The 22,716-nt window shown below is 62.3% G+C and carries 18 protein-coding genes; 15 read left to right on the top strand and 3 right to left on the bottom strand.

What is annotated here, in order from left to right; genetic code table 11:
- The first annotated feature begins 102 nt into the window (after positions 1-102).
- Complete coding sequence (locus tag OEG79_RS18450) at positions 103-609, top strand: hypothetical protein (RefSeq protein ID WP_264146391.1); 507 nt, start codon at positions 103-105, stop codon at positions 607-609.
- 8 nt (positions 610-617) lie between these two features.
- Here the strand turns inward: OEG79_RS18450 and OEG79_RS18445 are convergent, their stop codons facing one another.
- From OEG79_RS18445 to aceE, 3 genes are all read right to left on the bottom strand, one after another.
- Positions 618-1,058: a CopD family copper resistance protein gene (locus tag OEG79_RS18445; protein ID WP_264148747.1), complete on the bottom strand. Its 441-nt coding sequence runs from the start codon at positions 1,056-1,058 to the stop codon at positions 618-620.
- A 150-nt stretch (positions 1,059-1,208) separates the two neighbouring features.
- Positions 1,209-3,179, bottom strand: a complete 1,971-nt coding sequence (gene aceF, locus OEG79_RS18440; protein WP_264146390.1) for a dihydrolipoyllysine-residue acetyltransferase — start codon at positions 3,177-3,179, stop codon at positions 1,209-1,211.
- A gap of 11 nt (positions 3,180-3,190) precedes the next feature.
- The gene (gene aceE / locus OEG79_RS18435) at positions 3,191-5,836 is read right to left on the bottom strand and encodes a pyruvate dehydrogenase (acetyl-transferring), homodimeric type (protein WP_264146389.1); all 2,646 of its coding nucleotides are present in this window, start codon (positions 5,834-5,836) and stop codon (positions 3,191-3,193) included.
- A gap of 270 nt (positions 5,837-6,106) precedes the next feature.
- Here aceE and glnE point away from each other — a divergent pair, with 270 nt between their 5' ends.
- The 14 genes from glnE (at position 6,107) to OEG79_RS18365 (ending at position 22,647) form a co-directional block, all read left to right on the top strand.
- Positions 6,107-9,049 carry a bifunctional [glutamate--ammonia ligase]-adenylyl-L-tyrosine phosphorylase/[glutamate--ammonia-ligase] adenylyltransferase gene (gene glnE / locus OEG79_RS18430; RefSeq protein ID WP_264146388.1) on the top strand — a complete coding sequence of 981 codons (2,943 nt, stop codon included), beginning with the start codon at positions 6,107-6,109 and terminating at the stop codon, positions 9,047-9,049.
- A 64-nt stretch (positions 9,050-9,113) separates the two neighbouring features.
- Positions 9,114-10,037, top strand: a complete 924-nt coding sequence (locus tag OEG79_RS18425; protein WP_264146387.1) for a branched-chain amino acid transaminase — start codon at positions 9,114-9,116, stop codon at positions 10,035-10,037.
- A 60-nt stretch (positions 10,038-10,097) separates the two neighbouring features.
- Positions 10,098-11,141, top strand: coding sequence for a lipopolysaccharide heptosyltransferase II (waaF, locus tag OEG79_RS18420; protein WP_264146386.1), 1,044 nt, complete (start codon positions 10,098-10,100; stop codon positions 11,139-11,141).
- A 1-nt stretch (position 11,142) separates the two neighbouring features.
- Complete coding sequence (rfaC, locus tag OEG79_RS18415; RefSeq protein ID WP_264146385.1) at positions 11,143-12,147, top strand: lipopolysaccharide heptosyltransferase RfaC; 1,005 nt, start codon at positions 11,143-11,145, stop codon at positions 12,145-12,147.
- A gap of 9 nt (positions 12,148-12,156) precedes the next feature.
- Positions 12,157-13,281, top strand: a complete 1,125-nt coding sequence (locus OEG79_RS18410; protein WP_264146384.1) for a glycosyltransferase family 4 protein — start codon at positions 12,157-12,159, stop codon at positions 13,279-13,281.
- Complete coding sequence (rfaP, locus tag OEG79_RS18405) at positions 13,278-14,084, top strand: lipopolysaccharide core heptose(I) kinase RfaP (RefSeq protein ID WP_264146383.1); 807 nt, start codon at positions 13,278-13,280, stop codon at positions 14,082-14,084. The genes OEG79_RS18410 and rfaP overlap by 4 nt, the downstream gene beginning before the upstream one ends.
- Positions 14,084-14,818, top strand: coding sequence for a lipopolysaccharide kinase InaA family protein (locus OEG79_RS18400; protein ID WP_264146382.1), 735 nt, complete (start codon positions 14,084-14,086; stop codon positions 14,816-14,818). The genes rfaP and OEG79_RS18400 overlap by 1 nt, the downstream gene beginning before the upstream one ends.
- Positions 14,815-15,558, top strand: a complete 744-nt coding sequence (locus OEG79_RS18395; RefSeq protein WP_264146381.1) for a lipopolysaccharide kinase InaA family protein — start codon at positions 14,815-14,817, stop codon at positions 15,556-15,558. The genes OEG79_RS18400 and OEG79_RS18395 overlap by 4 nt, the downstream gene beginning before the upstream one ends.
- The gene (locus OEG79_RS18390; protein ID WP_264146380.1) at positions 15,558-17,003 is read left to right on the top strand and encodes a lipopolysaccharide kinase InaA family protein; all 1,446 of its coding nucleotides are present in this window, start codon (positions 15,558-15,560) and stop codon (positions 17,001-17,003) included. The genes OEG79_RS18395 and OEG79_RS18390 overlap by 1 nt, the downstream gene beginning before the upstream one ends.
- Positions 17,004-17,015: 12 nt before the next feature.
- Positions 17,016-18,770 (top strand): carbamoyltransferase, encoded by a 1,755-nt coding sequence (locus tag OEG79_RS18385; RefSeq protein WP_264146379.1) that lies wholly within the window; start codon positions 17,016-17,018, stop codon positions 18,768-18,770.
- Complete coding sequence (locus OEG79_RS18380; RefSeq protein WP_264146378.1) at positions 18,757-19,881, top strand: glycosyltransferase; 1,125 nt, start codon at positions 18,757-18,759, stop codon at positions 19,879-19,881. Before OEG79_RS18385 ends, OEG79_RS18380 begins: the two co-directional genes overlap by 14 nt.
- Entirely contained in the window at positions 19,878-20,747 is an 870-nt protein-coding gene (locus OEG79_RS18375; protein ID WP_264146377.1) for a DUF6625 family protein, read from the top strand. Before OEG79_RS18380 ends, OEG79_RS18375 begins: the two co-directional genes overlap by 4 nt.
- 44 nt (positions 20,748-20,791) lie before the next feature.
- Positions 20,792-21,859 carry a polysaccharide pyruvyl transferase family protein gene (locus OEG79_RS18370; RefSeq protein WP_264146376.1) on the top strand — a complete coding sequence of 356 codons (1,068 nt, stop codon included), beginning with the start codon at positions 20,792-20,794 and terminating at the stop codon, positions 21,857-21,859.
- Positions 21,853-22,647 carry a lipopolysaccharide core biosynthesis protein gene (locus tag OEG79_RS18365; protein WP_264146375.1) on the top strand — a complete coding sequence of 265 codons (795 nt, stop codon included), beginning with the start codon at positions 21,853-21,855 and terminating at the stop codon, positions 22,645-22,647. Before OEG79_RS18370 ends, OEG79_RS18365 begins: the two co-directional genes overlap by 7 nt.
- The last annotated feature ends 69 nt before the right edge of the window (positions 22,648-22,716 follow it).

Raw genomic sequence — 22,716 nt, 5'->3', positions numbered from 1 at the left:
CTGCCAGGGCACAGCGACACGGACGGTGGCCGAGGCTCAGGCCTACTTCACTATAGCGTTCGGCAAGGGTGCATCATGCAAGCAAGACTGACAAGGAAACTGATGGCGGTGTTTTTGGGGGCAGCGCTTTCTGCTGCCGTACCCGTCCTGGCCGCTGCCGATGACAAGGGCGCACTGCAGGGCGCCGAGCAGGCGGCTTATCTGGAAGAACTCAAGCGTCTCTATCTGACCGGCAACGAGCGTCAGGCACTGCTGACACACACCAATGCCCTGCTGGAAACGTACGCGCTGCGGGCCGGTTATCAGGTTGGCCAGGCGCAGCGGCAGGACCTGCTGTACCGCTTCGAAGTCGGCAATGCCGGTGACCTCATCCTGCGCGAAGAGAGCCGTGGCCAGCAGGGCACCGCCATCTCTGTGCGCAATCAGCGTGTTTCGGTATTCGGCATCGATCCGTTCATCCGCTACGAATGTCCGACCGGTGGTATCCGCTGTGTGCTGCTCAATCCGGTCGATGGCAGCCAGCTACTGAGCATCGTGCGTGATCACCAGGGCGCAGGTGAGCTGGCCAAGGCCCTGAGCTTCCTGATTCGCAACGTGCAGAAAGGCTGATCGCGGAGTTACAGACTCACCAGGAACATGGCCTTGGCCAGGAACACAATGGCCAGCATCTGCAGCAGTACACTCAGGTGGATACGCCGCGAGCGCGCCGCAGTCATGCGGCCGCTGCGCATCAGGAAAACCACCAGCAGAAAATGTCCGAGGATGCTCAAGGCCAGAGTGATTTTCAGGCTGAGCAGGATGCCGAAGCTGCTGGCCAGCGGCGCCTGCAATGCCGCGCGGTAGTGCCAGGCCAGACCCAGGCCGGCCGCGTAGAGCGTAAGGATCACCCAGTGCATGACCTGTCGGGCGCGTCGTCCTAGTGCGCGAGAAAAGCCGGCCCTGGCCTCCTCCGGAAGCTCGCGCGTGGCGCGGCTGAGGATCATCACTTCGAAGAATACGCCGCCGATGAAGAAGGCAGCGGCAGACAGGTGGGCGAACTTGAGCAGCAGATAGGACATGTGCAATACGCCGGGTCGCATCGATGGTTCGATCATGGCGGTTGCTGCGGTTCATGCCATGACCGGGATCAAGTCCGTTATGGCCAGGCAAAAAAAACCCCACCCAAATGGGCGGGGTTGAGGATGCGAGCGTGGCGTGCTCGAAACGATTTACAGCAGGATGGTGCGGATGTCGGCCAGCAGCTGAGACAGGCGCTGAGTGAAGCGTGCGGCGGCCGCGCCATTGATCACACGGTGATCGTAGGACAGCGACAGCGGCAGCATCAGCTTGGGCTGGAAGGCCTTGCCGTCCCAGACCGGCTGCATGGTCGCCTTGCTCACGCCGAGGATCGCCACTTCCGGCGCGTTGACGATCGGCGTGAAGCCGGTGCCGCCAATGTGGCCGAGGCTGGAAATGGTGAAGCAGGCACCCTGCATGTCGTCAGCCGAAAGCTTCTTCTTGCGGGCCTTGTCGGCCAGCTCGGCCGCTTCGCCAGCCAGTTGCAGCAGGCTCTTCTGATCGACGTTCTTGATCACCGGTACCAGCAGGCCGTCCGGGGTATCGACGGCGAAACCGATGTGCACGTACTTCTTGCGGATGATCGCCTTGCCGCTCGGGGCCAGCGAACTGTTGAAGTCCGGCAGTTCCTTGAGCAGGTGGGCGCAGGCCTTGAGCAGCAGCGGCAGCACGGTCAGCTTGACGCCGGCCTTTTCGGCCACGGCCTTCTGCGCGACGCGGAAGGCTTCCAGGTCGGTGATGTCGGCCGAGTCGAACTGGGTCACGTGCGGCACGTTGAGCCAGCTGCGGTGCAGGTTGGCAGCGCCGACCTGCATCAGGCGGGTCATCGCCACTTCTTCGACTTCACCGAACTTGCTGAAGTCCACGGCCGGGATCGGCGGGATGCCGGCCCCGCCAGTGGCAGCGGCCGCTTCTGGCGCTGCCTTGGCCTTGTGCATCATCGCCTTGACGTAAACCTGCACGTCTTCCTTGAGGATGCGGCCCTTCGGGCCGGTGCCGGCGATATCTGCCAGCTCCACGCCGAAATCGCGCGCCAGCTGGCGCACGGCCGGACCGGCATGCACGCGCGAGCCGTCGCGCTTGGGCGCGGCGGCAGCCGCGGCTGCAGCGGCCGACAGCGAGGCAATGGCGCGCACTTCTGCGGCCACTTCCGGCGCTGCACCTTCCGGTACACGGTGCACTTCCTGGCTGGCTTGCGCAGGGGCGGCAGCAGGGGCTGCGCCAGCTACCTTGAGCTTGAGGATCAGGTCGCCGGTGCCGATCTCGTCATCCAGCTTGACCAGCACTTCTTCCACCACACCGGCAGCCGGCGAGGGGATTTCCATGGAGGCCTTGTCCGATTCCAGGGTCAGCAGGCTCTGATCGGCTTCGATGCTGTCGCCGGCCTTGACCATGATCTCGATGACCTTGCCCTTGGCGCTGGAGCCGATGTCCGGCACATGCACGTCCTGCACGCTGCTGCCGCTTGCTGCGGCGGCCGGTGCCGGTGCAGCTGCCGGAGCGGCCGCAGGCGCGGGGGCAGCAGCCGGAGCCTGAGCAGAGGCTGCAGGAGCAGCCCCTTCGACTTTCAGCTTGAGAATCAGATCACCGGTGCCGATTTCGTCATCCAGCTTGACCAGCACTTCTTCCACCACGCCGGCAGCCGGCGCGGGGATTTCCATGGAGGCCTTGTCGGATTCGAGGGTCAGCAGGCTCTGGTCGGCTTCGATACGGTCGCCGGCCTTGACCATGATTTCGATGACCTTGCCCTTGGCGCTGGAACCGATATCCGGCACATGCACGTCCTGCACGCTGCTGGTGGCAGCTGCGGCGGGCGCGGCTGCCGGAGCGGCCGCTTTCGGTGCTTCGGCTGGTGCAGCTTCGGCTTTCGGCGCAGGCGCCGCTTCGGCGGCTCCTTCGACTTCCAGCACCAGCAGCTCGTCGCCTTCCTTCAGGCGGTCGCCGATCTTGACCTTCAGCTCCTTGATCACGCCGGCCTTGGGCGAGGGCACTTCCATGGAAGCCTTGTCGGACTCCAGGGTCAGTACGCTCTGGTCGGCTTCGATGCGGTCGCCGACCTTGACCAGCAGTTCAATGACCTCGCCTTCGCCGCCGAGGTCGGGTACGCGAATCAATTCACTCATCGCTACGCTCCTTAGCAGTCCAGGGGGTTGGCTTTATCGGCATTGATGCCGAACTTGGTGATGGCGTCGGCCAGCACCTTGGCTTCGATTTCGCCACGGTCTACCAGGGCTTCCAAGGCGGCGAGCACGACCCAGTTGCGATCCACTTCGAAGAAGTGGCGCAGCTGCTTGCGGCTGTCGCTGCGGCCGAAGCCGTCGGTGCCGAGGACCTTGTATTCCTTGCTCGGAACCCACTGACGAACCTGTTCGGCGAACAGCTTCATGTAGTCGGTGGAGGCGATGACCGGACCCTTGCGACCGCTCAGGCACTGCTCGATGTAGGTCTGTTTCGGCTTCTGGCCCGGGTGCAGGCGGTTGCTGCGTTCCACGGCCAGGCCGTCGCGGCGCAGTTCGTTGAAGCTGGTGACGCTCCAGACATCGGCGCCGATGTTGAACTCGTCGCGCAGGATCTTCGCCGCTTCGCGGACTTCGCGCAGGATGGTGCCGCTGCCCAGCAGCTGCACGTGGTGCGCGGCTTCCTTCTTGTCTTCCTCGAGCAGGTACATGCCCTTGATGATGCCGTCTTCCACGCCTTCCGGCATGGCCGGCTGCTGGTACGACTCGTTCATCACGGTGATGTAGTAGAAGATGTCCTGTTGCTCTTCGACCATCTGGCGGATGCCTTCGCGGATGATCACCGCCAGTTCGTAGCCGTAGGTCGGGTCGTAGGTACGGCAGTTGGGAATGGTCGAGGCCAGGATGTGGCTGTGACCGTCCTCATGCTGCAGGCCTTCGCCGTTGAGCGTGGTACGTCCGGCGGTACCGCCGACCAGGAAGCCGCGGGTGCGGCTGTCGCCAGCGGCCCAGGCCAGGTCACCGATCCGCTGCAGGCCGAACATCGAGTAGAAGATGTAGAACGGCAGCATCGGCTGGTTGTGGGTGGAGTAGGAGGTGCCGGCGGCGATGAAGGAGCTCATGGCCCCCGCCTCGTTGATGCCTTCCTCGAGGATCTGACCTTTCTTGTCCTCTTTGTAGAACATCACCTGGTCTTTATCGACCGGCTCGTACAGCTGGCCGACCGAGGAGTAGATGCCGAGCTGACGAAACATGCCTTCCATACCGAAGGTACGGGCTTCGTCCGGAATGATCGGGACGATGCGCTGGCCGAGTTCCTTGTCCTTGACCAGTTGCGCGAGGATGCGCACGAAGGCCATGGTGGTGGAAATTTCACGATCGCCCGAGCCGTCGAGGATGGCCTTGAGGGTATCCAGCGGCGGAGTGGGGATGCTGAAGCTCTTCTGCCGGCGCTGCGGTACGAAGCCGCCGAGGGCCGCGCGGCGCTCGTGCAGGTACTTGTACTCGGGGCTGCCCGGTTCCGGGCGCACGAACGGCAGGTTCTCCAGGTCCTCGTCCTTGACCGGGATGTCGAAGCGGTCGCGGAACTGACGCAGGCTCTCCACGTCCACCTTCTTGGTGTTGTGCGCGGTGTTTTTCGCTTCACCGGCGCCGGTACCGTAGCCCTTGATGGTCTTGGCCAGGATCACGGTCGGCTGGCCTTCGTGGTTCACGGCCTGGTGGTAGGCAGCATAGACCTTGTACGGGTCGTGGCCGCCACGGTTGAGCTTCCAGATCTCCTCGTCGGAGAGGTCCTTGACCATCTCCTTGAGTTCCGGGGTGTTGAAGAAGTTTTCGCGAACGTAGGCGCCGTCTTTGGCCTTGTAGTTCTGGTATTCACCGTCGACCACTTCGTCCATGCGGCGCTGCAGGGCACCGTCCTTGTCCTTGGCGAACAGCGGATCCCAGAAACGACCCCAGACGACCTTGTTGACGTTCCACTGGGCGCCGCGGAACACGCCTTCGAGTTCCTGAATGATCTTGCCGTTGCCGCGAACCGGGCCGTCGAGGCGCTGCAGGTTGCAGTTGATGACGAAGATCAGGTTGTCCAGCTTCTCGCGGCCGGCCAGGGAGATGGCACCGAGGGATTCCGGCTCGTCGCACTCGCCGTCGCCCATGAAGCACCAGACCTTCTGCTTGCCGGCCGGGATGAAGCCGCGCGCTTCCAGGTACTTCATGAAGCGGGCCTGGTAGATGGCCTGGATCGGGCCGAGGCCCATGGATACGGTGGGGAACTGCCAGAAGTCCGGCATCAGCCAGGGGTGCGGGTAGGAGGACAGGCCCTTGCCATCCACTTCGCGGCGGAAGTTCTGCATCTGGTCTTCGCTGATGCGGCCTTCCATGAAGGCGCGGGCGTAGACGCCAGGGCTTGCGTGGCCCTGATAGAACACCAGGTCGCCGCCGTGCTCTTCGGTCGGGGCCTGGAAGAAGTAGTTGAAGCCGATGTCATACAGCGTCGCCGAGGAGGCGAAGCTGGAAATGTGGCCGCCCAGATCCGGGTCGTCCAGGTTGGTGCGCATCACCATGGCCAGGGCGTTCCAGCGCACCAGCGAACGGATGCGGCGCTCCATGAACAGGTCGCCGGGCATGCGCGCTTCGTGGGTTACCGGGATGGTGTTGCGGTAGGGAGTGGTGATCGCGTAGGGCAGTTGCGCACCGCTGCGGGTGGCCAGCTCGCCCAGACGGGTCATCAGGTAATGGGCACGGTCTTCACCCTCACGGTCGAGGACGGATTCAAGGGCGTCCAGCCATTCCTGGGTTTCGATCGGATCGAGGTCTTGCATGGCTTGCTCCAGGGCGGAAAGGCTTCCAGAATCGGAGGCCAGTTGGGTCTCGCCGGCTTTGTGGGCGGGCGAGTTGAAATTCTTGGATTTACCGGGGGTAGGACCGGCCACATGTAGTTTTACTACATTTCGATGGCGGATTCAGCCCTCTGGATACAATTCTTTCGTAGTAAAACTACAATCCGCGGCACTGCCGGCCGCACGTGCCCCGCAGGAGTGGGGTTCCGGGTGCTTGCGCCGTGCGTCGGCAGTCCGCCAAAAGGATAGACCATGAGCCTGCCGTTGCTGGTCGAGTTGCCCTCTTCCCTGATCTCCCTGGCCGAGCGAGCCGAACAGTCACTGCAGGCTGCCCTGGCCGAGCATGATGCGCTGGCCGGGCGCGTTGCCGCCTGGCCGCAGGAGCGGCGCGATGCCTGGCGGCAGGTGTCGGCCCTGAGCGACTTCGTCGCCGAACAGGCGCGGCGCGACCCGCAGATGTTCGTCGCACTGGCCGAATCCGGCGAGCTGGAACGCAGCCTGGCGCCTGGCGAACTGCGTCAGCAACTGGAAGTGCAGGTGGCCGACTGCGCCGATGAAGATGCGCTGGGACGCTGCCTGCGGCGTTTTCGCAATCGTCAGCAACTGCGCATCATCTGGCGCGACTTCAGCCGACAGGCGGCGCTGGCGGAGACCTGTCGCGACCTCTCCGATCTTGCCGATGCCTGTATCGATCTGGCCTACCACTGGCTCTATCCGCGCCATTGCGCGCAGTTCGGCACGCCGGTGGGGCGACGCAGCGGGCAGCCGCAGCACATGGTCATCCTCGGCATGGGCAAGCTCGGCGCGCATGAGCTCAATCTGTCTTCGGATATCGATCTGATCTTCGGCTACCCGGAAGGGGGCGAGACCGAGGGCGTCAAGCGCCCGCTGGACAACCAGGAGTTCTTCATCCGCCTGGGGCAGAAGCTGATCAAGGCGCTGGATGCGATCACCGTCGACGGCTTCGTGTTCCGCACCGACATGCGCCTGCGCCCCTATGGTTCGTCCGGCGCGCTGGTGTTCAGCTTCAATGCGCTGGAGCAGTACTACCAGGACCAGGGGCGCGACTGGGAACGTTACGCGATGATCAAGGCGCGTGTGGTGGGGGGTGATCAGGTTGCGGGCGCCGAACTGCTGGAAATGCTTCGGCCCTTCGTCTATCGCCGCTATCTGGACTTCTCCGCCATCGAGGCGCTGCGTGCGATGAAGCTGCTGATCCAGCAGGAAGTGCGGCGCAAGGGCATGAGCGAGAACATCAAGCTCGGCGCCGGCGGTATCCGCGAGATCGAGTTCATCGCCCAGGCGTTCCAGCTGATCCACGGTGGGCGTGACCTGAGTCTGCAGCAACGGCCGCTGCTCAAGGTGCTGGGCACGTTGGAAGGACAGGGCTATCTGCCGCCCGCGGTGGTCGCCGAGATGAAGGAAGGCTACGAGTTCCTGCGCTATACCGAGCACGCCCTGCAAGGCATCGGTGACCGGCAGACGCAGATGTTGCCGGCCGATGCGCAGGACCAGGTGCGGGTGGCTGCGATCATGGGCTTTGCCGACTGGGCGAGCTTTCATGAGCGTTTGACGCACTGGCGCGGTCGCATCGAGTGGCATTTCCAGCAGGTGATTGCCGATCCCGACGAGGATGAGGCGCAGGCCGGCGAAACCGCGGTCGGCGCCGAGTGGCTGCCTCTATGGCAAGGGGCGCTGGACGAGGAGGCGGCCGTACAGCAGCTGCAGGAGGCCGGCTTTGCCGAGGCCTCCACGGCCAGTCGGCGTCTCGGCGATCTGCGCAGCGGGCCGCAGGTGCGCGCCATGCAGCGACTAGGACGCGAGCGCCTGGACGCCTTCATTCCGCGTCTGCTGGCACAGACGGTAGAGCATGCGGCGCCGGATCTGGTGCTCGAACGGGTATTGCCATTGGTGGAGAAGGTCGCCCGGCGCTCGGCCTATCTGGTGCTGTTGAGCGAAAATCCGGGTGCGCTGGAGCGCCTGATCGCGCTGTGCGCTGCCAGCCCCTGGATCGCCGAGCAGATCGCCCGTTATCCGCTGTTGCTCGACGAGCTGCTCAATGAGGGGCGGCTGTACTCCCCGCCGCTGGCCCCGGAGCTGGCAGCCGAATTGCGCGAGCGGCTGGTGCGTATTCCGGAGGAGGATCTGGAGCAGCAGATGGAGGCGCTGCGTCACTTCAAGCTGGCTCACAGTCTGCGTGTGGCTGCTTCGGAAATCGCCGGCACGCTGCCCTTGATGAAAGTCTCGGATTACCTGACCTGGCTGGCCGAGGCGATTCTCGATCAGGTGCTGGCGCTGGCCTGGCAGCACACCGTGCAACGCCATGGCCGGCCGTTTCGCGTCGATGGCACACCGTGCGATCCGGACTTCATCATCGTCGGCTACGGCAAGGTCGGTGGCCTGGAATTCGGCCACGGTTCGGATCTGGATCTGGTGTTCATCCATGACGGCGACCCGCAGGCCGAGACCGATGGCGCCAAGCCCATCGACGGTGCGCAGTTCTTCACTCGCCTGGGCCAGCGCATCATTCATCTGCTGACCACCCAGACCACGTCCGGCGCGCTGTATGAGGTGGACATGCGTCTGCGACCATCCGGCGCAGCCGGGCTCCTGGTCAGCTCGCTCGGTGCGTTCCAGCGTTATCAGGAAAACGAGGCCTGGACCTGGGAACACCAGGCGCTGGTGCGCGCACGGGTCCTTGTCGGCTGCCCGAGGCTGGCTGGCGAATTCGCCCGCGTGCGCGCCGAGGTGCTTGGCCGCCAGCGCGACATCGAGGCACTGCGGGTCGAGGTGAGCGAGATGCGCGCGAAGATGCGCGACAACCTGGGCACTCGCAGCACTGCGGCGGGAACGGCGGCGAATGCCTTCGAGGCCACGTCCTCCTTCGATCTGAAGCAGGACGCCGGTGGTATCGTCGATATCGAATTTATGGTGCAATACGCGGCTCTGGCCTGGTCGTGGCAACACCCGCAGTTACTCGAGTTCACCGACAACATCCGCATTCTGGAAGGTCTGGAACGGGTCGGCCTGATGGCGAGCGAGGATGCTGCGTTGCTGCGAGAGGTCTACAAGATCTATCGCTCGGCCGCCCATCGTCAGGCATTGCAGAAGCAGCCTGGTGTGGTGCCGGGGGATCAGTTCCAGGACGAGCGCCGCGCCGTGATGCGCCTGTGGCGCGAGCTGGGGCTGAAATGATTGGCGGGGCCGTGGCCCCATCTTATTTGTTCGAACCGTGAAGCGAATTTGAGGAGCAGGCAAGATGTCGATGTCCGACCGTGATGGCGTGATCTGGTACGACGGCAAACTGGTGCCGTGGCGCGAAGCCAACACCCATGTGCTGACCCACACCCTGCACTACGGCATGGGCGTGTTCGAAGGTGTGCGTGCCTACAACACCCCGGACGGCACTGCGATCTTCCGCCTGCAGGCGCACACCGACCGTCTGTTCGACTCCGCGCACATCTTCAACATGCAGATTCCTTTCACCAAGGAAGAAATCAACGACGCGCAGCGCGCCGCCGTGCGTGAGAATGGCCTGGAAAGTGCCTACCTGCGCCCGATGGTGTTCTTCGGTAGCGAGGGCATGGGCCTGCGCGCCGCCGGCCTGAAGGTTCACGTGATTGTCGCCGCCTGGCACTGGGGCGCCTACATGGGCGAAGAAGCGCTGGAAGCCGGCATCAAGGTGCGCACCAGCTCCTACACCCGTCACCACGTCAACATCGCCATGACCCGCGCCAAGGCCAACGGCAACTACATCAACTCGATGCTGGCCCTGCAGGAAGCCATTTCCGGTGGTGCCGACGAGGCCATGCTGCTGGATCCGGAAGGCTACGTGGCCGAGGGTTCGGGCGAGAACATCTTCCTGGTCAAGGACGGTGTGGTGTACACCCCGGAAGTGACCTCCTGCCTCAATGGCATCACCCGCAGCACCATCCTGACCCTGGCCGAAGAAAACGGCATCAAGGTGGTCGAGAAGCGCATCACCCGTGACGAGGTGTACATCGCCGACGAAGCGTTCTTCACCGGCACCGCTGCCGAAGTCACGCCGATCCGTGAGGTCGATGGCCGCAAGATCGGCATCGGTCGCCGTGGTCCGGTCACCGAGAAACTGCAGAAGGCCTACTTCGACCTGGTCACCGGCAAGACCAGCGGCCACGCCGAATGGCGTACGCTGGTCAAGTAAGCGATTCCTCGAAGGCTCGACGGGGAGGCGAAAGCCTCCCTGGTCGTTTCTGGAAAAGACATGAAGATATTGATCGTTGGACCGAGCTGGGTAGGCGACATGGTGATGGCGCAGACGCTGTTCCAGTGCCTGAAACAGCGTCATCCCGGGTGCGAGGTCGACGTGCTGGCACCGGACTGGAGCCGGCCGATCCTCGAACGCATGCCCGAGGTGCGTGCTGCGCTGAGCCTGCCGCTGGGCCATGGCGTACTCGATCTGGCCACGCGCCGGCGTATCGGCAAGTCGCTGGCCGGTCAGTACGACCAGGCGATCCTGCTGCCGAACTCGCTCAAGTCCGCACTGGTTCCGTGGTTTGCCGGCATCCCCAGGCGCACTGGCTGGAAGGGCGAAATGCGCTATGGGCTGCTCAACGATATCCGCACGCTGGATAAAGACCGCTACCCGTTGATGATCGAGCGCTTCATGGCGCTGGCCTATGAGCCGGGCGCTGCGTTGCCGCAGCCTTATCCGCAGCCGCGTCTGCAGATCGACGAGGCCAGTCGCGATGCGGCGCTGAGCAAGTTCGGCCTGCAGCTGGATCGTCCGGTGCTGGCTCTGTGCCCGGGCGCCGAGTTTGGCGAGGCCAAACGCTGGCCGGCCGAGCACTATGCCAAGGTTGCCGAGGTCAAGATCCGTCAGGGCTGGCAGGTCTGGCTGTTCGGCTCGAAGAACGATCATGCCGGCGGCGAGGACATTCGCCTGCGCCTGATTCCGGGGTTGCGCGAAGAGGTCAGCAACCTGTCGGGGCAGACCAGCCTGGCCGAAGCCATCGACCTGATGTCGGCTGCGACCGCCGTGGTGTCCAACGACTCCGGCCTGATGCATGTGGCTGCCGCGCTGAACCGTCCGCTGGTGGCGGTCTACGGTTCAACCTCGCCGCAATTCACCCCGCCGCTGGCTGACCGCGTCGAGATCGTTCGTCTCGGGCTGGAGTGCAGCCCATGCTTCGAGCGCACCTGTCGCTTTGGTCACTACAACTGTTTGCGCGAGCTCAAGCCGCGACCGGTGATCGAGGCGCTGGATCGGCTGGTCGGTGAGCCCCTGACCCTGGTCGAGGGCGACTGACTTGCGGGTGCTGATCATCAAGACCTCGTCGCTGGGCGACGTGGTCCATACGCTGCCGGCGCTGACCGATGCCGCCCGCGCTATTCCCGGCATCCGCTTCGACTGGGTGGTGGAAGAGGGCTTTGCCGAGATTCCGGCCTGGCACCCGGCCGTTTCCCAGGTGATTCCAGTGGCCATCCGCCGCTGGCGCAAGCATCCGCTGCGCACCTGGCGCAGTGGTGAATGGGCGCGCTTCAAGCAGCGTCTGCGCGAAACTTCCTACGATCTGGTGATCGACGCCCAGGGCCTGCTCAAGAGCGCCTGGCTGACTCGCTATGTTTCCGCACCGGTGGCTGGGCTGGATCGAGATTCGGCGCGTGAGCCGCTGGCCAGCCGCTTCTACGATCGCCGCTATGCGGTCGCCAAGGATCAGCACGCCCTCGAGCGTGTGCGTCAGCTGTTCGCCAAGGCGCTGGGGTACTCGCTTCCCTCCGGAACCGGTGACTACGGTCTGAACCGCGCCGCGATGACGGACGCTACCGCGCAGCCCTACCTGGTATTCCTGCATGGCACTACCTGGGCCAGCAAGCACTGGCCGGAGGCCGACTGGCGCGCACTGGCCGAACGCATGGACGCGCTGGGCTGGGCCGTGCGCCTGCCCTGGGGCAACGAGGCCGAGAAGGCGCGTGCCGAGCGCATCGTTGCCGGACTCAGCCATGCCGCCGTGTTGCCGAAGCTGAACCTGGCCGGTGTGGCCAAGGTGATCGCCGGCGCCGCCGCCTGCGTGTCCGTCGATACCGGGCTCGGCCACCTGGCTGCCGCACTGGATGTGCCGAACATTTCCCTCTACGGCCCGACCCTGCCTGGCAAGGTGGGCGCCTACGGCCGTAGCCAGATTCACCTGTGTGCTACTGGCCCGGGCGCCGGCAGCGGTGACCGTGACAAGCCTTGCTTCGATGGCCTCGATGCCGAGCGCGTCGGCCTGGAACTGGAGGCGCTGCTGCTCGCGCCTCCCGGCACCCTTTAAGGAGCGGCTATGCAACTGGCCTTCGTTCTCTACAAATATTTCCCGTTCGGCGGGCTGCAGCGCGACTTCATGCGCATCGCCCTGGAGTGCCAGGCGCGTGGTCACGCCATTCGCGTCTATACGCCGATCTGGGAAGGGGAAAACCCCGGCGGCTTCGACGTGCGCGTGGCACCGGTTCGCGCCCTGTTCAATCACCGCCGCAACGAGAAATTCACTGCCTGGCTGCAAGCCGATCTCAAGCGTGACCCTGTCGACCGGTTGATCGGCTTCAACAAGATGCCGGGCCTGGACGTGTACTACGCCGCCGACGGCTGTTTCGAGGACAAGGCGCAGACCCTGCGCAACCCGATCTATCGTCGCTGGGGGCGCTACAAGCATTTCGCCGAGTACGAGCGAGCGGTGTTCGCGCCGGAGTCGAAGACCGAGATACTGATGATCTCCGAGGTGCAGCAGCCGCTGTTCATCAAGCACTACAAGACACCTGTGCAGCGCTTCCATCTGCTGCCACCGGGAATTGCCCAGGATCGCCGCGCACCGGCCAATGCCGCCGAGATCCGTGCCGAGTTCCGCCGCGAGTTCGAGCTGGGCGACGACGATCTGCTGCTGGTGCAGATCGGCTCCGGCTTCAAGACCAAGGGGCTGGACCGTAGCCTAAAGGCGCTGGCGTCCCTGCCGCGTGAGTTGCGCAAACGCACCCGGCTGATCGCAATTGGCCAGGATGACCCCAAGCCGTTCCTGCTGCAGGTCAAGGCGCTGGGCCTGAGCGACCAGGTGCAGATCCTCAAGGGGCGTAGCGACATTCCACGTTTCCTGCTCGGTGCCGACCTGCTGATCCACCCGGCCTACAACGAGAATACCGGTACCGTACTGCTGGAGGCTCTGGTGTCCGGCCTGCCGGTGCTGGTTACCGATGTCTGCGGATACGCGCATTACATTGCCGATGCCGACTGCGGCCGGGTGCTGCCCAGCCCGTTCGAGCAGGACCAGCTCAACCGAACCCTGGCCGATATGCTCGCCGATCCGCAGCAGCGCGCCTTCTGGGGGCGCAATGGGCTTGCCTATGCCGACAGCGCCGATCTGTATTCGATGCCGAAGAAGGCCGCCGACGTGATCCTCGCGGAGAAACACGCGTGAAGCTGATTCTCGCCGAGCCGTTCAAGAGCCTGTGGGCCGGTCGCGACGCCTTCGAGGCCGTCGAGGCGTTGCAGGGCCAGGTCTACCGTGAGCTGGAAGGCCGCCGTACCCTGCGCACCGAAGTCGACGGGCGGGGTTACTTCGTCAAGATTCACCGCGGTATTGGCTGGGGCGAGATCGTCAAGAACCTGCTCAGTGCCAAGGCGCCGGTGCTCGGCGCTGCGCAGGAGTGGCAGGCGATCTGGCGCCTGACCGAGGCCGGCGTGCCGACCATGACCGCTGTGGCCTACGGCGAGCGTGGCAGCAATCCGGCCAGCCAGCACTCGTTCATCATCACCGAGGAACTGGCGCCGACCGTCGACCTGGAGCAGCTCAGTCTGAACTGGACGCAACAGCCGCCCAAACCAGCCCTAAAGTGGGCACTGATCCGCGAGGTGGCGCAGATGACCGGCAACATGCATCGCGCCGGGGTCAATCACCGGGATTGCTACATCTGTCACTTCCTCCTGCACACCGACCGGCCGATCCAGGCCAGCGACCTGCGCCTATCGGTGATCGATCTGCATCGGGCCCAGGTTCGAGACGCAGTGCCCCGCCGCTGGCGTGACAAGGACCTGGCCGCCCTGTACTTCTCGGCGCTGGATATCGGTCTGACCCGGCGCGACAAGCTGCGTTTTCTGCGTACCTACTTCCAGCGCTCATTGCGCGAGGTGTTGCGTGAGGAGGCCAGTCTGTTGGCCAAGCTTGAGCGCAAGGCCGCAAAGCTGTACGAGCGTAAGCAGCGTTATGGGGATGCGCTCTGATGGCTAGCTGGACTCTTGCCCCTGAATATCGTGCGCTCTCGGCGGACTTCGGATCACTCGAGGCAGTTTTCGCCATCGAAGGTGAGCGACTGACCAAGGACCCGCTGTCGGAAGTCGTCCGCATCGAGCGGCAAGGCATCCGTTATTACGTCAAACGCTACTGGGGCGCAGGCAAAGGCTTGCGGCGCTATGTTGGCAGGCCCCGGGTGAAGGCCGAGTGGCAGAACCTCAGGCACTTCGCCAAATGGGGAATTCCTACTGCTCCTATCGTGGCTCATGGTCTGGAGCGAAGGCACGGGGCGTTCGTGCGTGGTGCGCTCATCACCCGAGAGCTCGAGGGAACCGTAGATCTGGCTGTGTTGGCCGGCACAGGGGATGCGCGCCTCAAGGATGCTGTATGGGTCAACAGAGTGAGTCTCCAATTGGCCCGTGCAACCCGACTGATGCACGATCACCGCTTCACTCACAATGACCTGAAGTGGCGCAACCTGCTGGTCAACGAGAAGGCCGAGCTTTTTTTCATCGACTGTCCCACCGGCAGCTTCTGGTGGGGGCCGTTGTTGCGCTACCGCATTGTCAAGGACCTGGCCTGCCTCGACAAAGTAGCCAAGCGGGTTTTGTCACGCACCCAGCGCCTGCGCTTTTACCTGCAGTACCGTGGCCGCAATCAGCTCAGTGATGGCGATAAGCGCCGCGTCCGGCAGGTGCTGAAATTTTTCGAGGGGCGTGAATGAGTGATTTCATTGCAGCGCAGGAACGTGCGCTGCTGGAGCGTCACGGGCTGGCCAGTTTCGATGCCCTTTGGTCGCTGAAGCTGGAGGCCGTGGACGAGCCCAATACCGAGCGTGGTGGCTGGAGCAGTGTCTACCGTCTCGAGCTGGATGATCGCGCGTACTACCTTAAGCGCCAGAGCAATCACCTGACGCGCAGCCTGCTGCATCCCTTGGGTGAACCTACCTTTGCCCGTGAATTCCGCAATATCCAGCGTTATGCCAGCCTGGGGATCCCCGCGCTGCAGGCTGCCTTCTTTGCCCAGCGTCGGGTATCCGGTGAGCGACGGGCGGTACTGCTGACCTGTGCGCTCGACGGTTGGCAGGACCTCGATAGCTATCTGGCGCGCTGGCCGCTCCTGGCGGCCAAGCAGCAGGCGGGCATTCTGCGCGCCTGCGGCGCGCTGGCGCGTCGCCTGCACCAGGCGGGGCAGATGCACGGCTGTTTCTATCCGAAGCACATTTTCCTGCGTGAGATGGACGATGGATTCGACGCGCAGTTGATCGATCTGGAGAAGACCAGGCCGTTGCTGCTGGGGCGTCGTGATCGAGTCAAGGATCTTGAGCCGCTGCTGCGCCGCGCCAGGATCTGGAGCGAAAGCGAGCGCCGCGAAATGCTGAGCGCTTACTTGGGAGGATCTGCAGATGTTGACGCCTGGTGGCGCCTGCTCAGCGAGCGCCAGCGTAACAAGGAGACACGCTGATGCGCCTGAATGAGCTGGGCCAGACCGGACGCTCCCCTGAGCTGCCGTTGACGCTGGATGTCGACGGCGAATCGCTGGCGCTGGAGCGCCTGCTGCGTGTATTGCCGGGACAGCGCTATGTGGGTGTTGCCCGCTGGCAGGGCCGCCGGGTGCTGGCCAAGCTGTTGGTGGGCGGCAAGTCGCAGCGGCACTTTCAGCGTGAGCTCGAGGGGGCAGAGCTGATGGCTCGGCAGGGCTTGGTCACGCCTGAACTGTTGGCCCATGGGGTCAGCGAAGGTCAGGGCGGCTGGCTGCTGTTCGACTATCTGGATGGCGCGCAGAGCCTCTGGAGCGCCTGGGATCAGGCGGCGCGCGAGCCGGTGCTGACGGATGCTCAGCAGGCCGTGCTGGCCGAAGCGCTGGGCGCGATCGGGCAAATGCATGCTCAGGGGCTGTGGCAGGATGACCTGCATCTGGACAACCTGTTGCAGTACGCGGGTCGCCTGTATCTGATCGACGGCGGTGGGGTTCGCTGCGAGACGCCCGGGCAGCCGCTGTCGCGAGCGCGGGTATTGGAAAACCTCGGGGTGTTCTTCGCCCAGTTGCCGGCCGAGTTGGATCCCTATCTCGAAGAGCTTCTGATTCATTATCTGCTGGCCAACGGCGAGCACGCGCTACCGCTGGAACTGCTCCAGGCCGAGATCGCCAGGGTGCGCCGCTGGCGGTTGAGCGATTACCTGAAGAAGACCGCACGCGATTGCAGCCTGTTTGCTGCGCACGTGGGTGCCTTTGGCCTGCGTGTGCTGCGGCGAGAGTGCGAGCCTGAGCTGCAGCCGCTATTGGTCGATCTGGATGCCCGCATTGAGGCCGGACATATCTACAAGACCGGTGGTGCCGCCACGGTCGCGCGGGTCGAGTCGAATGGCCGCCCGCTGGTGGTCAAACGCTACAACGTAAAGAGTCTGTGGCACTGGCTCAAGCGCTTCTGGCGGCCCAGTCGCGCCTGGCATAGCTGGCGTGAAGGTAATCGCCTGCAACTGCTGGGCATACCCACCCCGCGGCCATTGGCGGTAATCGAGCAGCGTTGGTGCTGGCTGCGTGGGCGCGCGTACCTGATTACCGACTATTGCGGCGGGCAGGATATAATCGCGCGTTTTGAGGCATACAAGCAGGTTACTCCCCCCGAAACCGAGTTGCTGGCGCTCGATCGTCTGTTCGCTGCCCTGCTGCGTGAACGCATCAGCCACGGTGATTTCAAGGGGCACAACCTGTTTTGGGATGATACGCAGGGCGCCTGGTCGCTGATCGACCTGGATGCCCTGCGGCAGCATCGCAGTGCGCGCAGTTTCGCCCGGGCCTATGCCCGCGACCGCGCCCGTTTTCTGCGCAACTGGTCGGCGGACTCTGCCCTGTACCGGTTGCTCGACCAACGTTTACCGCAGGTGCCTGACACCTGCCCGAATTAGAGGCTTACACCTGTGGCACTGACCATTCTCGGCCTGTCCGGCGCCCTCAGTCACGACCCGTCCGCTGCGCTTTATATTGACGGCAAGCTGATCGCGGCCGTGGAAGAGGAGCGCTTCGTGCGTGACAAGCACGCGAAGAACCGCATGCCCTACGAGTCGGCCAAGTTCTGTCTGGAGCAGGCAGGTATCAAGCCGTCGGATGTCGACGTGGTGGCCATTCCGTTCGCCCCCATCAGCATCTTCGAGAAGGCCCGCTGGCAGTACGCCAAGCGCTATGCCTATGCGCCGGATCGTGCCCTGGATGCCATTCTGTTCGGTAACCGCCGTTACTACCGCTACAAGAAGCGTATCGAGTGGTGCCTGGTACAACTCGGTTTCGACCTGAAAAAGGTCAAGATCGAGCCGGTCGAGCACCATCTGGCTCACGCCTCCAGCGCCTACCATTGCTCGGGTTTCAAGGAGAAAACCGCGATCCTCGGCATCGACGGCAAGGGTGAATACGCCACCACCTTCTTCGGCTACGGCGAGAACGGCAGGATCCACAAGATCAAGGAGTTCTACGACCCGGATTCGCTCGGCGGCCTCTACGGTGCGATCACCGAGTACCTGGGCTTCGAAATGCTCGACGGTGAGTTCAAGGTCATGGGGATGGCACCTTACGGTGACGCCGCCAAGTATGACTTCTCGCGTCTGGCCAAGTTCGAAAACGGCGAGCTGATCATCAACACCGACTACGCCAACGTCATCGGTTTCCGCCGCTACAAGGAAAACGGCAAGGGCTACTATTTTTCGCCCAAGCTGATCGAGTGGCTGGGGCCCAAGCGCCAGGGCGACATCGCCGACGATCCCTACATCCATTACGCGGCCAGCATGCAGGCGCTGTTCGAGAAGCTGGCGTTGGAGATGATGGAGTACTACCTCGGCGACATCCTCAAGGAAACCGGCAAGATCGCCTTCGCTGGGGGCTGTGCGCTGAACGTGAAACTCAACCAGAAGATCATCGCCCGCGACGACGTCAAGGAGCTGTTCGTGCAGCCGGCTTCCGGCGATGCGGGCACTGCTGTCGGCGCTGCCGCCTACGTCTCGCATCAGCGCGGCGTGCCAGTGGAGAAGATGGAACACGTCTACCTCGGTCCCTCCTACAGCAACGAGGAGGTTATCGCCGCCTGCGCCAAGCACCCGAACCAGCCGGTGTTCAAGCGCATCGACAACACGCCCGAACGTATCGCCCGGATCATGGCCGATGGCAACCCGGTGGCCTGGTTCCAGGGGCGCATGGAGTTCGGCCCGCGTGCCCTCGGTGGTCGTTCGATCATCGGCTGCCCGAGCGTGCCGGGTGTGGCCGACCGTATCAACGAGCAGATCAAGTTCCGCGAGCGCTGGAGACCCTTCTGCCCGTCGATGCTCGACACCGTGGCGCCGCAGATGCTCAAGGTCGACCACCCCAGCCCGTTCATGACCTTCACCTTTGAGGTCAATGAAGAGTGGAAGGAGCGCGTCGGCGAAGTGGTCCACGAGGACGGCACCTCACGTGCCCAGGTATTGGAGCGCCGTTTCAACCCGCGCTGGTATGACCTGATGTTGGAGCTGGAAAAACTGACCGGCAATGGCGTGTCGCTGAACACCTCGCTCAACCGTCGCGGGGAACCGATGATCTGCTCGCCGACCGATGCGCTGAACATGTTCTATGGCTCCGACCTGCAGTACCTGATCATGGAAGATATTCTCGTGGTCAAGGATGGCAAGGACTGGTATGACCACGTCTGAGCAGGCAGATGGCCAAACGCAGCGCTGGGTTCTGCAGTTCTGCCACGGCTATGACGGCCCCTTTCTGGATTGTGCGCGGCAATACGCCGTGCTGTTCAAGGGCACGTCCTACAAGGTCTGCACGGTTTACCTGACCGGCAAGCCAAGTGCCGAGGTCGAGCGCGGCTCGGCCTCGGACGAGGTGATCTTCCTCGACTACTCCAGCGCTCAGGTGCGCGGCCTCAAACTGGGGGCGATCCGCGATTTCCGGCGGATCGCTGCTTCGCGCGACTTCGCCCTGTGCATCGCCCACCGCTTCAAGCCGATCTACGTCGCGCTGCTCGGCAGCAGCCTGCCGGTGATCGGCGTGCATCACGCCTTCGGTGACTACAAGCGTCGTTCCCGACAGCTGTTCGCCAACTTCTTTCGCAAGCGCCTGATGCTACTCGGGGTGTCCAACGCCGTGCGCGACGACATGCGCACCTGCCTGCCTGGTTGGCCTGCCGAGCGTATTGAAACGCTGTACAACCGCATAGACGTCGAGGCCGTGCAGGCCGAGCAGGTATCCCGCGAGGTCGCGCGCGAGCATCTGGGGCTGCCCCAGGACGCTTGGGTAGTTGGTAACGTTGGCCGTCTGCATCCGGACAAGGATCAGGCCACGCTGATTCGCGGTTTCGCCCTGGCGTTGCCACAACTGCCGGCGGGAAGCCTGCTGGTGGTCATGGGTAGTGGTCGCCTAGAGGCGCAGCTCAAGGAACTGGCGTTGGAGCTGGGCGTTAACGAGTCCGTGCGCTTTCTTGGTCAGGTGGCGAATGGGCGGCGCTATTTCAAGGCTTTCGATGTATTTGCGTTGACCTCCGATCATGAGCCGTTCGGCATGGTGTTGCTGGAGGCGATGGCCGCAGGAGTGCCTGTGATCTGCAGTGATTGTGGTGGCGGGCGTGAGGTGGTCGAGGGAGTGGGGCAACTTTTTCCGCTGGGTAATGTATTGGCGCTCGCCGATTTGCTCGGATCGACTCCAGAGATCCCGCAGTCGGTGCCGTTTGCACTGCAACAGCATTTGCAGAATAGTTTCAGTGATGAAGCTGTACGTGTTCTATTTACCAAGCTGCATCAGGAAATGTTCCAATGAACTCGTCGTTGGTGTTCGTTATTCCCTACTTTGGACGCTGGCCGTTCTGGATGCCTTATTTTCTGAGGAGCTGCGCCTGTAATCCGGATATCGACTGGCTGTTGTACAGCGACTGTGGCGAGCCCTCCAATCTACCGGCGAATGTACGTTATCGACAGCTGAGCTTCAGTGAGTACTGTGCTTTAGTTTCGGAGCGACTTTCTATCAATTTTGCCCCTGAACATCCTTACAAACTCTGCGACCTCAAACCAGCGTTAGGTTATATCCATGAATTGGATATTGCCCCTTATGATTTTTGGGGCTTCAGTGACCTTGACCTGATCTACGGGGATCTTCGCCAGTACTTTAATGAGCAGCGCTTGGCTCGGTTCGATTTCTTTTCCACTCACGAGCGACGAGTATCTGGGCATCTGTGCCTGATGCGGAATAATGAGAGGATGCGGCAGGCATTTCTGAGTGCGAAAAATTACCTGCCGCGCCTCTGTGAGCAGCAACATCATGCACTTGATGAAGGTGCATTTTCGAAGCTGTTCATACGACATAAAAATTTTCCTGAGCCCTTGTTTAACTTGATGGCGCGCTTTAATTCTTGGCGGCGGAATGCGTCGTTCGAAGAGTTGTTCAGTACCCCGAATGCAGGCAAGGCCTGGGTTGATGGTAGTTATAATTTTCCCAGTAGTTGGTTCTGGCGCGAAGGAGTAATTACTACCAATCTCACAGGGTCGATGAGCTTCCCCTACTTTCACTTTCTTGGATGGAAAACTCTCTGGGACAAATACTCCCCTCTCTCGCAGAGCGAGGCTGAGCAAGTCGCCAAGGCCAGCGCTTGGATGGTCGATAAAGATGGTTTTCACCTTGTTGGGTGAAGCGAAATAGCTCGATTGTTTTTAAGCGATGCGACGGGGCGAAAATGGTTAAGGCGGTATTATTTAACGACACTTCGGTTGAGGACCATCATGGCTGTGCGATTGTGACGGCGCAATTGCTGCTTGGTTGCCAGAATCATGGTGTCGAAGTCGTTCGTCGAGTGCCTCTGGGGTTCAAATGTGAGTCCGGAGGGCTTCAACAGTGGCTGGACGGTATGGACCTGTGCCTAATCAATGGCGAGGGAACCATGCATGATGACGCGCCCGTTGCGTTGACGTTGGGAGAGGTTGCCCGCTACTGCCATACCCAAGGCATCCCTTGTTTTCTAGTCAACTCTGTTTGGCAAAACAACGTTCAGCTCAACCAGTATCTGCCTTGTTTTACCGCTACCTATTTTCGCGATCAGGCCAGTGCCATAGCCGCCGCGCCGTATCGGGATCAGGTCAATGTGGTTCCGGATCTGACCTTGTTGAGCGATTTCACGCCCTGGAGCGGCAAATTGCGGCACGGGGTTGTGCTCAGCGGCAGTGTCCTCGGAAAGCAGCTGCAGGCGCTTATGGCGATCGCCTACCCGACTTGTCCAGTAGGCAGTGAGTACTTGAGCATCCGTTGCCTGCCGGATCTTGCGTTGGGCACGCGCGCCGCCCTGGGATTTCGTTTGCGACAGTTGGGCAAGGCAATGCGGCACTGGTTGCAGAGTCGTGCTCTACCGCTTGCGATGAGCCCACCCAAGAAGCTCGCCAGTCGTTGGCGCTGGAGACATGCCAAACTGTCCCAGCGCAGATTTCTGGCTCGTATTGCCTGCGCTCGAACGGTGGTGACCGGCCGCTATCACATGGTGACGCTATGTCTGGCCAGTCGTACGCCATTCGTGGCGGTAGGTTCCAATACCAGCAAGACGCAGGCGCTGCTGGCGGACATCGGGTTGCCTGGGCGTGTGTTCGATGGTTTTCCCGAGGCGCTATCGCATGCCAATAGCGCTGCCTTCAAAGACGAGGAGCTTCATGCGATTGATGCCTTCCTGCAGTCTGCGCGAGCCAGGGCTGAGCAGATGTTCGCCGATATTGCCAAAGCTGTGACTCATGCGGTCGAACAGGAGCGCACATGCTGAGCATCAAGCCTCAGAGTTTTGAACAGAGCCGGGGCCGTTATTCTGGAACAGTAGTCATTCTGGCGTCAGGGCCTTCTGCCAAGGGGTTTCCACTGGCTGCTTGCCCCTTTCCTGTGATTGCGGTGAACGGCTCAGTGCACAGCTTCGACGGGCTGGCGGTGAAACCGTTTTACTATTTGTGCGATGACGTGAACTTTGCCCGCGGCAGGCCTGAACTCCTGGCAATGGGTATAGCCAGTTCCGAACACGTAGCGTTGAGCGATCTCTGTTTTCTGGAGGCCGAAAAGCGTGGGATTGCGCTGCCTGAAGACAAGCCATACTTCTTGCTGGAGCGGGTCAACCGCATGAGAGGGCAGGTTCCTCTGGGTGACAGGCGATTCGCATGGTCGATTCGCGACGATAGGGAATTACATAGCGACTTTTCTCTCTGGCGGCGCAAACCCAACCGCATTGGTTTTAGTTGTAATTTCTCCAAGGGTTACTTTTGCGCAAGAACTATTGCGTACGTTGGCGTTCAGTTGGCCTTTCATCTCGGTTTTTCCAAGGTTCTGCTGGTGGGGGTCGATCTTGACCCCGCTGCGGGCCGCAGTTACCAAGAGGAAAAAACATTACCCAGCACGCTTGACGACGACTTCGAAGACTACATCCTGCCCAGCTTTCGTTTTATGCGGCAACGTATTATCCAGCCGGGACGTTTTGAAGTGTTCAATCTTTCCCCGTGCTCCCGCCTACCAGAGCAGTTGACCCCGAGAGTCGCTTGGAACCAAATTTTCGATGAACCAGTCTGATCGCTGTTGCTCTGTGTCCTGCTTGCCGTGCGGTTCAGTGATGGAACAGCTTATTTTCAAGCGGTGTGT

The organism is Pseudomonas sp. Z8(2022) (genome assembly GCF_025837155.1).
Classification (GTDB): domain Bacteria; phylum Pseudomonadota; class Gammaproteobacteria; order Pseudomonadales; family Pseudomonadaceae; genus Aquipseudomonas.
This window is presented reverse-complemented; position numbering and strand designations above follow the sequence as displayed.